This window comes from Ensifer sp. ENS08 (assembly GCF_014852195.1).
GTDB lineage: Bacteria > Pseudomonadota > Alphaproteobacteria > Rhizobiales > Rhizobiaceae > Ensifer > Ensifer adhaerens.
In genome coordinates this window covers 1-12,318 of record NZ_JACVBF010000014.1, presented here as the reverse complement: position 1 = coordinate 12,318, position 12,318 = coordinate 1, and the positions used below count along the sequence as shown (strand labels likewise).

Below are 12,318 nucleotides of genomic sequence, written 5' to 3'. Positions count from 1 at the left end.
CGCCCGGGGACCGCGGGAATCGGCGGCAGCGCTGCCACGCTTTAACACTTTGATTTGGCGCATCATTCGCTTGGGTCGATTACGGTCCGGGGCAATATGCGATAGCATGACGGGGCTCCCTAGGCCCGAGAAGGTTTCCATCCTATGTCCGGCACCTGGATAACAACGCGCGCATGGCTGCTCATGCTGCCGCTGCTGGCGGTGATGATCGCCGTCATCGGCTGGCCGTTGATCGACACGGTCAGGCTTTCCTTCACCGACGCCAAGCTCGTCGGCACGGAAGGCGCGTTCGTCGGCTTCGACAACTATGCGAAGATGCTTGGCGGCTCGAACTTCCTGCGTGCATTCATCACGACGACCTGGTTCGCGGTCGTCTCGGTTACCGCCGAAATGGTGCTCGGCGTGCTCGCAGCGCTGCTGCTCAACCAGCAGTTCCGCGGCCGCACGGCGCTCAGAGCCCTGATGATCCTGCCCTGGGCGCTACCGACCGTGGTCAACGCCACACTTTGGCGGCTGATCTACAACCCGGAATACGGCGCGTTGAACGCCGCCCTGACGCAGATCGGCCTGATCGACGGATACCGCTCCTGGCTCGGCGAGCCCGGCTCGGCGCTGACGGCATTGATCGTCGCCGATTGCTGGAAGAATTTCCCGCTGGTCGCGCTGATCGCGCTTGCAGCCCTTCAGGCCGTGCCGCGAGATATCACCGCTGCCTCGCTCGTCGACGGCGCGGGCCCCTTCAACCGTTTTCGCTACGTCATCATGCCCTATCTCGCAGGCCCGCTGCTGGTAGCGCTGGTGCTGCGTACCATCGAGGCCTTCAAGGTCTTCGACCTCATCTGGGTGATGACGCGCGGTGGTCCGGCCAACAGCACCCGCACCCTGTCGATCCTCGTCTACCAGGAAGCCTTCTCCTTCCAGCGGGCGGGATCCGGCGCCTCGCTGGCGCTGATCGTCACCCTGCTCGTCACCGTGCTCGCCGTTGCCTACGCGGCCATGGTGCGCAAAGCCGCGGGAGCCTCGTGATGGAACGCCAAAGCCCAATCTTTACCGTTTTCGTCTATGCGGCGGCACTGCTCTTGGCGGCGATCATTCTCGCCCCGATCCTCTGGCTCTTCGTCATGAGCATTTCGTCGGCCGCCGACCTCTCGGCGAAACCGCTCAACTGGTGGCCGGAGGAAATCGACCTCTCGCGCTACCGGCTGCTACTGTCGACGATCGAGAACAGCGCGGGTGCGGCCTTCACCGCTTCGCTGTTCAACAGCCTGAAGGTCGCCGGCATGGCGACGCTGGCAGCAATCGCGGTCGCCATTCCGGCAGCCTGGGCGGTATCGCGCACGTCAAATGTCTCCTGGTCGCTCTATGCGGTGATCGCCACCTACATGCTGCCGCCGGTGGCGCTCGCCGTGCCGCTCTACATGGGGCTTGCCTATCTCGGGCTTCTGAACTCGGTGTTCGGCCTGGCGCTCGTCTACCTCACCATCCTCGCGCCCTTCACCACCTGGCTCTTGAAATCCGGCTTTGACTCCATTCCGAAGGAAATCGAGAGTGCGGCGATGATCGACGGCGCCCGCCTCGACCAGATCCTGCGGCTCATCACCCTGCCGCTCGCAGCACCCGTCATGGCGACATCGGCACTCTTTGCCTTCCTGCTTGCCTGGGACGAATTCTTCTACGCGCTGCTCTTCACGTCGGACCTGCGCGCGAAGACGCTTACGGTTGCCATTTCCGATCTCGCCGGCGGCCGTGTCTCCGATTACGGGCTGATCGCCACAGCCGGGGTGCTGGCCGCCCTGCCCCCGGTCTTGATCGGCCTCGTCATGCAACGTGCCCTGATCTCCGGGCTTACCAGCGGCGGTGTGAAGGGATGACGGCCATGACCACTTCGGAACGCCCCGCAGGGCTCGCCGCAATCGATCGTGAAATGGCGCGCCAGGCCGCCGATGCGGTCGCCTCCGTCCGCGGCGCAGCACCGCGCGCCGCAGAGATTGCCCGCTCGCTGAAAGCGACCGGCAAACTCCTGCTGCTCGGCATGGGCGGCTCGCATGCGGTCGGCCGCGCCGTCGAACCGCTCTACCGCGCTCATGGCATCGACGCCGTCGCCCTGCCGCTTTCAGAGCAGCTCGGCCAGCCGCTGTCGATCGAGGAGAAGACGATCCTCATCACTTCGCAGTCCGGTGAAAGCGCCGAGGTGCTGCGCTGGTTCGCCGAGACCAATGGCGGAACGCCCCATACGTTCGGGCTGACGCTGGAGGGGAGCTCCTTCCTGGCAAAGAGCGCGCCTTCGCTGGTCGGCGTCGGCGGGACCGAAAAGGCCTTTGCCGCGACCCGCAGCCTGACGATCAGCTTCGCCCTGCACCTCTCCGTCCTCGCAGCCCTCGGCGATGACCCCGGCGAAGCGCTTTCCGCGTTGGAAAACCCGCAATCGCCGGATACGTCCGCAGCGCTTGCGGCCCTGAGCAACGTTCGCTCCGTCGTCACCTCGGGCCGTCGCCTGCAGGGACTGGCCGAGGCGATCGGTCTCGGCTTGACCGAACTCTCGCGCCTGCCCTGTTTCTCGCTCGAAGGCGGCCAGCTCCGGCATGGGCCTATGGAAATGCTCGGCCCTTCGGTTGGTGTCGTTCTCTTTCGTGGAACGGATGCAACCGCCGAGCTCGTTCGCGCCATGGCGATCTCCGCCGCCGAAGCCGGTTCGCCGGTCATCGTCTTCGACGCTTCCGGTGAGGCGGCAATCGATGGCGTCAACACCATTCCCTTTGCGCCGGCTTCCGGCCTGGCGGCGATCTTCGCCATGTTGCCGGTTGCCCAGTCCTTCATGATCGCCTTTGCGGCGGCCCGCGTCGAAAATGCCGGCACTCCCGTGCGCTCGACCAAGATTACCCGGAGCGAATAACGATGCGTCCTCTTGCCGTCGTCGGCAACGCCAATGTCGACCTCATTCTTGGGCCGGCGGCCCCCTGGCCCAAGGCCGGAACCGAAATCATCGTCGACCATGACGAGTTGCGCGTCGGCGGTTGCGCCGGCAACAGCGCGCTTGCCTGGGATTCGCTCGGCGTCGACTATGCGATCGCCGCCAATGTCGGCAACGACCAGTTCGGCACCTGGCTGAGGCAGGCCTTTCCCGAGCGGTCGAAGGCGTGGCCGGTCGAGACTGTCGGAACCACCCTCTCGGTCGGCATCACCCATCCGGACGGCGAGCGCACGTTCTTCACCACGCGCGGGCACCTGCCACTCTTAAGCTTCGAGGAAGTCCGCGCCATGCTCGACGGCGAGCAGTTGCGCGGCGGTTACGCGCTCCTGACCGGTTCATTCCTGACCGACGCGCTGACGGCAGACTACGACCGGTTCTTCGACTGGGCCGATGCGCACGACATTGCGGTGGCCCTCGACACCGGCTGGCCGCTTGACGGCTGGACGGAGGCGAACTGTGCGGCGGCCATCGGCTGGCTCAAGCGCTGCCGGCTGGCTCTGTTCAACGAGGTCGAAACGACGACGCTGACGGGTGTCGCCGACCCGGCCGAAGCGGCACGCGAACTCCGAAAACATATGCCCGAAGGCGCGATCGTCGTCGTCAAGCGCGGACCACACGGCGCGATCGCCATTGACGCGGAAGGCCGCCTTTCATCGTCGCCAGCACCCGTCGTCACCGTGGTCGATACGATCGGCGCCGGCGACGTCTTCAATGCAGGCTTCCTCGCGGCACTTGCCGCCGAGATGCCGCTCGAAGCCTGTCTGCGCACCGGCGTCGCCATCGCTTCCGAGGCGATCTCCACCCTGCCGCGCAGCTACGGCCAACCGCTTTCGTCCTACCTTCAGGAGACCGGCGCATGAGCGCACTTGCGATTGAGAACATTCACAAGCGCTATGGCGAAGTCGAGACGCTGAAGGGCATCGACATCGCGCTCGAAAGCGGCGAGTTCCTGGTCCTTCTCGGCTCATCCGGCTGCGGCAAGTCCACGCTTCTCAACATCATCGCCGGACTGGCGGAGCCAAGCGGCGGCGACATCCGCATCGGCGAGCGCTCAATTCTCGGCGCGCATCCGAAGGACCGCGACATCGCCATGGTGTTCCAGTCCTATGCGCTCTATCCGAACATGAGCGTCGCGCGGAACATCGGCTTCGGCCTTGAAATGCGCAAGGTCCCCTCGGCCGAGCGCGAAAAGGCGTTGGCGGAGACGGCAAAACTGCTGCAGATCGAAAACCTGCTCGAGCGCAAGCCAAGCCAGCTCTCCGGCGGCCAGCGGCAGCGCGTCGCGATCGGCCGCGCACTGGTGCGCAATCCGCAGGTCTTCCTCTTCGACGAGCCGCTGTCCAACCTCGACGCCAAGCTGCGCATGGAAATGCGCACCGAGCTCAAGCGCCTGCACCAGATGTTGAAGACGACCGTCGTCTACGTCACACACGACCAGATCGAGGCTATGACGCTCGCAACCCGCATCGCCGTGATGCGCGACGGCCGGATCGAGCAACTGGGCACACCGGAAGAGATCTACGACCGGCCCGCCACGCTCTATGTCGCCGGCTTCGTCGGCTCGCCGCCGATGAACATTTTGGACGCGACCGTTGCGCAAGGCACGGTGACGATCGCCGGCGGTGATCAGGCAATCGCCCTGCCGCCCCATTTTCGCGGCCTGGTCTCCGATGGTCAGCGCGTCAAGGTCGGCATTCGTCCTGAAGCACTGCGGCTGGCCGCCGGCAACGAGGCCGCGCCGCAATTCAAGGCGCGCGTCGAAGTGGTTGAGCTCACGGGCCCCGAGCTCGTCACCACGGCGCGGATCGGCGAACAGCGCATTACCGCCTGCCTGCCGCCGCGCAGTTCGCTTCTGGCCGGCGACGAGCGCGCATTCAGCATCGAGGCCGATGCGCTGCATCTCTTCGATCCGCAAAGCGGCCGGTCGCTGGCGAAAGGCTGAGCCTTTCGCGACAAACAACAGCCGGCCGTCGCTCTCGCGGCGGCCGGCCCGATCATAGGCCCTAAATCAATTGAAGGACGAGCTTTTCAGGAACTCCGCCAGGCGCTCGGTCTGCGGCTTCACGAACATTTCCTTCGGGTTGCCCTCTTCGCCGATGCGGCCCTGGTTCATGAAGATCACGCGCGTCGAGACCTCATAGGCAAAGCGCATTTCGTGGGTGACGAGCAGCATGCTCATGCCGTCTTCGGCAAGCCCCTTGATCACCTGCAGCACCTCGTTGACGAGTTCGGGATCGAGCGCCGAGGTCACTTCATCGAACAGCATCAGCTTCGGGTTCATTGCGATCGCCCGGGCGATCGCCACGCGCTGCTGCTGGCCGCCGGAGAGCTGGCCGGGATAATGATCCATGCGTGAGAGCAGCCCGACACGGTCCAGCCATTTCTCGGCAACCGCCCGCGCCTCATCGCGTCCCATACCGCGGACCTTCATCAGGCCGAGCATGATGTTTCTGGCCGCGGTCATATGCGGGAAGAGGTTGAACTGCTGGAAGGCCATGCCGGTCATCGCCCGCTGGCGGGCGATTTCCTTTTCCTTCTTGCGGCGGCGTTGGCCGCCCACGGTCTCGTAGCCGATCTCCTGGCCGTCGATGCGGATCGAGCCGCCCTGAAACTCCTCCAGCATGTTGATACAGCGCAGCATCGTCGTCTTGCCCGAGCCGCTGGAGCCGATGATGGAGATGACCTCCCCTTGCGCCATGGTGCAGTCGACGCCCTTCAGCACTTCGACGGCGCCGTAGCGTTTGTGGAGGTCACGGATTTCAAGCAGTGTCTGGGTCATCGGAGCCGAAGCCTCAGGATGGGACAGCGGTCTTGCGTTCGACGTAACGGCCGAAGCGCTCGATGCTGTAGTTGATGACGAAATAGAGGAAGCCGGCGAAGAAATAGAACTCCAGGCTCATGAAGCTGCGGGAGATCTGCTCCTGGGTGCGAAGCAAAAGCTCGGCGACGCCGATGATCGACAGAAGCGTCGAGGCCTTGACCATCTCGGCCGCCGTATTGACCCAGGCCGGCAGCGCCTGCCGCAACGCCTGCGGCCCGAGCACGTAGACGAAGGTCTGCGAGAATGTCAGGCCGATGGCTTTCGCCGCCTCCGTCTGCCCCTTCGGGATCGCCTGCAGGGCGCCGCGGACGAGTTCGCCGACATGCGAACTGCAGAAGACCGAGAGCGCCAGGATGCCGGCCTGGAAGGGCCCGAGATCGATACCGACGGTGCTAAGCACATAGTAGCTCGCCAGAACGAGCACCAGCACCGGCGTGCCACGGATGAAATCCGTATAGCCGCGCACGACCCATTGCACCGGGCGATAGCCATAGGTGAGCGCCAGGCCGACGAAGACGCCGAGCACCGTTCCGACGACGATCGACAGGAAGGAGATCGAGATCGAGACACCAAGCCCCTTCAGCAAGGGAATGCGGGCGAGCCAGAGCTGGTCGAGAAATGCTGGAAAATCCATGGCGATCACCTCGGCACGGAGAGACGGCGCTCGACCGCGCGCATCAAGGCGGCCAATACCGAGCAGGTGGCGACATAGAGGCAGCTCGCAACGATCCAGGTTTCGATCACCCGAAAGGTCTCGACATTGATCTTGCGCGCCTCGAAGGTCAGTTCGGGTACTGCGATCGCGGCTGCAAGCGAAGTGTCCTTGAACAGCGAGATCATCGTGCTGCTCAAGGATGGCAGGACGTTGCGCAGCATCAAGGGAAGGATGATCGAGGTGCGTATCTGCATTTCCGTGAGCCCGATCGCCAGCCCCGCCTCGCGCTGCCCCGGCGGAACTGAAAGCAGCCCACCGCGGAAGACTTCGGCGAGATAGGCGCCGGAATAGATCGCCAGCGTCAGCACGAAGCTCTCGATCTTGCCGAGCCTGACGCCGAGCTGCGGCAAGGCGAAGTAGCTGAACAGCACCAGCACCAGGATCGGCGTGTTGCGGATGACGGTCACATAGAGGCCGGCCGGCTTGCGCAGGAACAGGTTTTTCGACACCAGCCCGAAAGCGGTGACGAGACCGATCAGGCAACCCGCAAGGATTGCCGCGAAGGCGAGACCGAGACTGAGCGCCAGCCCTTCGAGCAGAAGATCGAAAGAGCGCCAGACGGCGGCAAAATTCAGAGTGTAGCCCATGTTTCAGCCACCCATGCCGAAGGACGCAGGACGACCCCGCAGGCGGCGGGATCGCCCCGGAGAGGCTTACTTGTACTCGACCGGGAATCCGATCTGCGGCGGAGCAAGGTCCTTGCCGAACCAGGTCTTGAACGACTTCGCATAGAAATCGAACTCGACGCCGGTCATCGCCTCGTGCAGTGCGGTGTTGACGAAGTTCAACCAGTCCTGGTCGCCGCGCTTGACGCCGCAGGCATACGTCTGCGGGTTCCAGCCGTAGCCGGCATCCTTGTAGCGGTTGGGGTTCTGCGTCATGTACCAGGCGAGCGACGACTGGTCGGTGGCGACCGTGTCGGCACGACCGGATTCCAGCGCCTGATAGATAAGGTCGACGGACTCGTACTGGTCGACCGTCGCTTCCGGCAAGGCGGCATGCACCATGGCCTCGGCATAGACGTTCTGCAGGACGGATACGGTGACGGACGAGCCGCCGGCCTTGAGCGCAGCGTAATCGGCATATTTGCCGTCGGCCTTCAGCATCAGGCCCACGCCCTCGCGATAGTAGGGAATGGTGAAGGCGATCTGCTGCGCGCGCTCACCGGTCACCGTCATGAACTGGCAGGTGATGTCCACCTTGTTGGTGGTGATGTTCGGAATGCGGGCGTCGGACGACTGGTTGACGAACTCGATCTTCTCCGGATCGCCGAAGAGGGCCTTGGCGATGATGCGCCCCATGTCGACATCGAAGCCCTGCAGCTTGTCGTCGGCGCTTTTGAAATGCCACGGCGCATTGGTGCTGCCGGTGCCCATGACCAGATGGCCGCGGGCGATAACTTCGTCCAGCTTGCTCGCCGGCTCCTGGGCCAAGGCCGAGCCGGCCATAGCCATGACTGCGACGGCAGCCGCTGCAAAAACGGTCTTGCTCATTTCATTCCTCCCTTTTTTAGCCTCCCCACCATTATTCTATTACTATGCATCATAATCTTGAATAATGGATTGACGTATCAAAGGCCCGCGGTCATATCTTGTCAAGGGCAGTTGAGGTAGTTTCGCCCCGATCCTGCGCCGCCCAAGAGGAGTTGAGTCGCGATGCCCCTGCCGATCGAAACCCCGGCCGTTCTCGTCGATCTTGAAATTGCCAAGCGCAACATCGAGCGCTTTCAGGCCTATGCGGATGAGCACGGCATTCGCGTGCGCCCCCACATCAAGACGCACAAGCTGCCGCAGATGGCCGAGCTTCAACTTCAAGCCGGCGCCATCGGCATCACCTGCCAGAAGGTCACCGAGGCGGAGGCGATGGTTGCGGGCAGCGACCGGATCAAGGACGTGCTGATCACCTACAACATTCTCGGCGACGCCAAGATGGCGCGGCTGGAGCGGCTCAATGACCGCGTTTCGCTCTCGGTCGTCGCCGACAGCGAAACGGTCATCGACGGGCTCGCCGGCTATTTCGCCGACAAGGACAAGCCGCTGCACGTGCTTGTCGAATGCAACACCGGCGCCGATCGCTGCGGTGTCGGCTCCCCGGCAGAGGCCGCCAAGCTCGCCCGTCGGATCGAAGAGGCAAAGGGGCTCGTGTTCGGCGGCCTGATGACCTATCCGCCCGTCAACGGCCAGGCGAAGGTCCAGGCCTTCATGAGCGAGGCGAAGCAGTTGATCGAGGCCGACGGCATCACTGTCCCCGCCATCACCTCAGGCGGCACGCCGAGCATGATGCATGCCGACGGCGCGCCTGTTGCCAGCGAATACCGCCCCGGAACCTATATCTACAACGACCGCTCGCTGGTTTCGCGCGGCGTCGCCGGCTGGGACGAGTGCGCGCTGACGGTGCTTGCGACCGTCGTCTCGGTCCCCTCCGAGAACCGCGCCATCATCGATGCCGGCAGCAAGGTGCTGACCTCGGATCTACTCGGCCTCACCGGCTACGGCCACGTGCTCGGCCGCGACGACATCCGCATCGACCAGCTCTCTGAGGAACACGGCCGCCTCGTCACCGACGGGCCAATCGGGCTCAAGGTCGGCGAGCAGCTGAGGATCGTGCCGAACCACGCCTGCGTCGTGACCAACATGTTCGACGCCGTCCATATCGTCGAAGGCGACAGGCTGAAGGATATCTGGCCGGTAGTGGCGCGCGGCCACGTGCTTTAGCCGGTCGCCATAGTTGAGCGGCGCGTTTGCCGCGCCGCCACTCTTGACGCTCCGCGCTCAGCGGACCCGGTCATAAACGAGCGCGATCTTGCCCCGCTCACCCGTCTCCTGGTGCGCAACGCGCCACGTCGTGCCCGGCAGGCCGTCCTCGAAGAGCCGCGCGCCACCTCCTGCAATCTCCAGGCAGATCAGCAGATAGGGCCTGTCGATCATGTCGGCCGAAAGGAGCGACTTGATGAGGCTGGCGCTGCTGTTGACGAGAATGTCACCTTCGCCGGACGCCTTGAGGTCTGAAACGACGTCCATCACCGATCCATTCGCGATCCGCGTGCGCTCCCAGGGAGCTTCGGTCAGCATCCTCGAAAACACCACCTTTTCCGCCCCGACCAGCCTGTCCGCATAGCCGCGGTCGCGAGAGTCGGCCGCTTCGTCCCCGGCAGCCGCCGACCAGTAACCGAGGAAGCCTTCGGCGTTCAGCCGGCCGAGCACGGCCGTCGTCGCCTCCTCGCAGATGCGCGCCAAATATTTCCGCCGCCGCGCATTTTTTCTGGACAGCCGCTTCGCGCTCTCCATGTATTCTGTCGTTGGTTTGGCGCGGTCGCGGAGGCGGTTGCAGGCAAACCGTTCCCGAAAAGCCCGACAAAACGATAGGACATTTCCCCATAGCTGCTTCTGGCGTCATCGGTTTACGTTGTAGCAGTCGACAAAATTGATAGTTTTATCTGGTAACCAATGGAGGTCGAAATGGTCTTTGGACGAATTACCGGAATGGTGGGACTGGCAATCGTGCTCGGAGGCCTGCAGCTGGGAGCTGCAAGTGTTGCGTTTGCCGACACGACGATCCTGAACGTGTCTTATGATCCGACACGAGAACTCTACAAGGACTTCAATGCTGCCTTTGCCGAGAAGTGGAAGGCGGACACCGGTGAGACCGTGACGATCCAGACGTCGCACGGCGGTTCGGGCAAGCAGGCCCGCTCGGTCATCGACGGCCTGCAGGCCGACGTCGTGACGCTGGCGCTCGAAGCGGACATCGACGCGATCGCCAAGGAAACCGGCAAGATCCCGGCAGACTGGAAGACGAAGTTCGAAAACAACAGCGCGCCCTACACGTCGACGATCGTGTTCCTGGTGCGCAAAGGCAACCCCAAGGGCATCAAGGACTGGGGCGATCTGGTCAAGCCCGATATCCAGGTGATCACGCCAAACCCGAAGACCTCGGGCGGCGCGCGCTGGAACTTCCTCGCTGCCTGGGCCTATGGCCGCTCCGCCAATGGCGGTGACGACGCCAAGGCGCAGGAATATGTGACCGAGCTCTTCAAGCACGTGCCGGTGCTCGATACCGGCGCGCGTGGCGCTACGACGACCTTCGTGCAGCGCGGCCTCGGCGACGTGCTGCTCGCCTGGGAAAACGAAGCCTACCTGTCGCTCGAGGAACTCGGCCCCGACAAGTTCGAGATCGTCACGCCGTCGATCTCGATCAAGGCGGAGCCGCCCGTAGCGCTCGTCGACGGCAACGTCGACACCAAGGGTACACGCAAGGTGGCGGAAGCCTATCTCGGCTACCTCTACAGCGATGCCGGCCAGAAGATCGCGGCCAAGCACTACTACCGGCCGTTCAAGCCGGCAGCGGCAGACCCGGCCGATATCAAGCGGTTCGGCGAACTGAAGCTCGTCACCATCGAAGACTTCGGCGGCTGGAAAGAAGCCCAGCCAAAATTCTTCGGCGACGGCGGTGTCTTCGACACGCTCTACAAGCCGGGCCAATAAAACCTGAACAGCGCGCGCAGCCGGCGAGCCTGCCTGCGCGCGCTGCTTCGCGTCGCGCCGGGCCGAGCCCTCGAGCGAAGCGCGTTTCATCGTGCCGCGTAAAGACTGCAAAGGTAGTGCCATTGACGGATGCGACGAAGACTGCACCCTGGCAATTTCGCCAGCCGAGTGTTTTGCCTGGATTTGGATTGTCGCTCGGGATCACGCTGAGCTGGCTGGTTCTGATGGTGTTGATCCCGTTGTCGGGACTGGTGTTTCGCGCCAGCGGGCTCGGCTGGGCGCAGTTCGTGGCGCTGGCGCTTGATCCGCGCACGCTCAATGCCTTGAAGATCTCCTTCGGCACGGCCTTTATCGCCGCCGTTATCAATCTCGTCTTCGGCGTCATCCTCGCCTGGGTATTGGTGCGCTACCGGTTCCCTGGCAAGCGGGTGATCGACGCCATGGTCGACCTGCCCTTTGCGCTGCCGACCGCGGTGGCCGGCATTGCGCTGACGACGCTCTATGCCCCGAACGGCTGGATCGGCCAGTTCCTGGAACCACTTGGCCTCAAGATCGCCTTCACCCCGGCCGGCATCGTCATTGCCCTGATCTTCGTCGGCCTGCCCTTCGTGGTCAGGACCGTGCAGCCGATCATGGAGGAGATCGACAAGGAGGTGGAGGAAGCTGCAGCCACCCTCGGCGCCAGCCGCTTCCAGACGATCAGCCGGGTATTGCTGCCAGGGTTGCTGCCGGCCGGCCTCACCGGCTTTGCGCTCGCCTTTGCCCGCGGTGTCGGCGAATACGGCTCGGTGATCTTCATCGCCGGCAACCTGCCTTATGTCTCGGAGATCGCGCCGCTGCTGATCGTCATCCGGCTCGAAGAGTTCAACTATGCGGCTGCGACAGCGATTGCCGCGGTCATGCTGGCGATCTCGTTTGCCATGCTGCTCCTCATCAACTCGATCCAGGCCTGGAGCCGGCGGAGATATGTCTATGTCGCATGACCTGACCGCCGCCTCAGCACCCAGTCCCGGTCTCAGTCCGGCTTCCGGCCCTCGCGCCGCCCTGCCGGAACTGGCCGCCGCCACCTCCGAAAGCCGCTTTGCCCGACTGACGCTGACGATCACGGCGCTCGCCTTCGTCGCACTGTTTTTGCTTTTGCCGCTCGCCGCCGTCTTTACCGAGGCGCTGCGCAAGGGCGTGACGGAATTCGTGCTGGCCCTTGGCGATGCCGAAACCTTTTCGGCCATCCGCCTGACGCTGATCGTCGCCGCCATCGCCGTGCCGCTCAACCTCGTCTTCGGCGTGGCCGCCGCCTGGGCGATCGCCAAGTTCGAGTTCAAGGGCA

Annotated in this window: 13 protein-coding genes and 1 pseudogene; 9 read left to right on the top strand and 5 right to left on the bottom strand. The window is 63.8% G+C overall.

All coding sequences use genetic code 11. The features are described 5' to 3' along the window. Window positions 1-144: 144 nt before the first annotated feature. The 5 genes from IB272_RS24670 to ugpC are packed head-to-tail and all read left to right on the top strand — an operon-like array spanning window position 145 to window position 4,913. On the top strand, window positions 145-1,026 hold the full coding sequence (locus IB272_RS24670; RefSeq protein WP_192445270.1) for a sugar ABC transporter permease: 882 nt from the start codon (window positions 145-147) through the stop codon (window positions 1,024-1,026). Further along, a complete protein-coding gene (locus IB272_RS24665) occupies window positions 1,026-1,871 on the top strand; it encodes a carbohydrate ABC transporter permease (protein WP_043613640.1) in 846 nt (281 codons plus the stop codon). The genes IB272_RS24670 and IB272_RS24665 overlap by 1 nt, the downstream gene beginning before the upstream one ends. Further along, complete coding sequence (locus IB272_RS24660) at window positions 1,868-2,893, top strand: SIS domain-containing protein (protein ID WP_060586064.1); 1,026 nt, start codon at window positions 1,868-1,870, stop codon at window positions 2,891-2,893. The genes IB272_RS24665 and IB272_RS24660 overlap by 4 nt, the downstream gene beginning before the upstream one ends. A gap of 2 nt (window positions 2,894-2,895) precedes the next feature. Beyond that, complete coding sequence (locus IB272_RS24655; RefSeq protein ID WP_192445268.1) at window positions 2,896-3,831, top strand: carbohydrate kinase family protein; 936 nt, start codon at window positions 2,896-2,898, stop codon at window positions 3,829-3,831. Next, on the top strand, window positions 3,828-4,913 hold the full coding sequence (gene ugpC, locus IB272_RS24650) for a sn-glycerol-3-phosphate ABC transporter ATP-binding protein UgpC (protein WP_192445266.1): 1,086 nt from the start codon (window positions 3,828-3,830) through the stop codon (window positions 4,911-4,913). Before IB272_RS24655 ends, ugpC begins: the two co-directional genes overlap by 4 nt. A 66-nt stretch (window positions 4,914-4,979) precedes the next feature. Here ugpC and IB272_RS24645 read toward each other — a convergent pair whose 3' ends face one another. The 4 genes from IB272_RS24645 to IB272_RS24630 form a co-directional block, all read right to left on the bottom strand. Further along, entirely contained in the window at window positions 4,980-5,750 is a 771-nt protein-coding gene (locus tag IB272_RS24645; RefSeq protein ID WP_060586059.1) for an amino acid ABC transporter ATP-binding protein, read from the bottom strand. A 13-nt stretch (window positions 5,751-5,763) separates the two neighbouring features. Then, on the bottom strand, window positions 5,764-6,426 hold the full coding sequence (locus tag IB272_RS24640; RefSeq protein WP_034799100.1) for an amino acid ABC transporter permease: 663 nt from the start codon (window positions 6,424-6,426) through the stop codon (window positions 5,764-5,766). Between the two features lie 5 nt (window positions 6,427-6,431). Further along, window positions 6,432-7,094, bottom strand: coding sequence for an amino acid ABC transporter permease (locus tag IB272_RS24635; protein WP_060521811.1), 663 nt, complete (start codon window positions 7,092-7,094; stop codon window positions 6,432-6,434). 66 nt (window positions 7,095-7,160) lie between these two features. Further along, on the bottom strand, window positions 7,161-8,000 hold the full coding sequence (locus tag IB272_RS24630; protein WP_060521812.1) for a transporter substrate-binding domain-containing protein: 840 nt from the start codon (window positions 7,998-8,000) through the stop codon (window positions 7,161-7,163). Window positions 8,001-8,162: 162 nt separating this feature from the next. On the opposite strand from IB272_RS24630, the gene IB272_RS24625 reads away from it, so the two are divergent. Beyond that, window positions 8,163-9,221 (top strand): D-TA family PLP-dependent enzyme, encoded by a 1,059-nt coding sequence (locus IB272_RS24625; RefSeq protein ID WP_034799096.1) that lies wholly within the window; start codon window positions 8,163-8,165, stop codon window positions 9,219-9,221. 57 nt (window positions 9,222-9,278) lie between these two features. Here IB272_RS24625 and IB272_RS24620 read toward each other — a convergent pair whose 3' ends face one another. Then, a complete protein-coding gene (locus IB272_RS24620; RefSeq protein ID WP_060521813.1) occupies window positions 9,279-9,794 on the bottom strand; it encodes a dihydrofolate reductase family protein in 516 nt (171 codons plus the stop codon). A 171-nt stretch (window positions 9,795-9,965) separates the two neighbouring features. Here IB272_RS24620 and IB272_RS24615 point away from each other — a divergent pair, with 171 nt between their 5' ends. From IB272_RS24615 to cysW, 3 genes and pseudogenes are all read left to right on the top strand, one after another. After that, window positions 9,966-10,991 carry a sulfate ABC transporter substrate-binding protein gene (locus IB272_RS24615; RefSeq protein WP_034799702.1) on the top strand — a complete coding sequence of 342 codons (1,026 nt, stop codon included), beginning with the start codon at window positions 9,966-9,968 and terminating at the stop codon, window positions 10,989-10,991. Window positions 10,992-11,107: 116 nt separating this feature from the next. Continuing rightward, window positions 11,108-11,974, top strand: a complete 867-nt coding sequence (gene cysT / locus IB272_RS24610; protein ID WP_192445264.1) for a sulfate ABC transporter permease subunit CysT — start codon at window positions 11,108-11,110, stop codon at window positions 11,972-11,974. Continuing rightward, window positions 11,964-12,318 (top strand): annotated as a pseudogene (cysW, locus tag IB272_RS24605) (sulfate/thiosulfate ABC transporter permease CysW); the annotation flags it as partial. The gene cysT and the pseudogene cysW, both read left to right, overlap by 11 nt.

Coding starts and splice junctions, on each gene's coding strand:
- IB272_RS24670 (WP_192445270.1), top strand. CDS start 145: ATGTCCGGCACCTGGATAACAACGCGCGCATGGCTGCTCATGCTGCCG.
- IB272_RS24665 (WP_043613640.1), top strand. CDS start 1,026: ATGGAACGCCAAAGCCCAATCTTTACCGTTTTCGTCTATGCGGCGGCA.
- IB272_RS24660 (WP_060586064.1), top strand. CDS start 1,868: ATGACGGCCATGACCACTTCGGAACGCCCCGCAGGGCTCGCCGCAATC.
- IB272_RS24655 (WP_192445268.1), top strand. CDS start 2,896: ATGCGTCCTCTTGCCGTCGTCGGCAACGCCAATGTCGACCTCATTCTT.
- ugpC (WP_192445266.1), top strand. CDS start 3,828: ATGAGCGCACTTGCGATTGAGAACATTCACAAGCGCTATGGCGAAGTC.
- IB272_RS24645 (WP_060586059.1), bottom strand. CDS start 5,750: ATGACCCAGACACTGCTTGAAATCCGTGACCTCCACAAACGCTACGGC.
- IB272_RS24640 (WP_034799100.1), bottom strand. CDS start 6,426: ATGGATTTTCCAGCATTTCTCGACCAGCTCTGGCTCGCCCGCATTCCC.
- IB272_RS24635 (WP_060521811.1), bottom strand. CDS start 7,094: ATGGGCTACACTCTGAATTTTGCCGCCGTCTGGCGCTCTTTCGATCTT.
- IB272_RS24630 (WP_060521812.1), bottom strand. CDS start 8,000: ATGAGCAAGACCGTTTTTGCAGCGGCTGCCGTCGCAGTCATGGCTATG.
- IB272_RS24625 (WP_034799096.1), top strand. CDS start 8,163: ATGCCCCTGCCGATCGAAACCCCGGCCGTTCTCGTCGATCTTGAAATT.
- IB272_RS24620 (WP_060521813.1), bottom strand. CDS start 9,794: ATGGAGAGCGCGAAGCGGCTGTCCAGAAAAAATGCGCGGCGGCGGAAA.
- IB272_RS24615 (WP_034799702.1), top strand. CDS start 9,966: ATGGTCTTTGGACGAATTACCGGAATGGTGGGACTGGCAATCGTGCTC.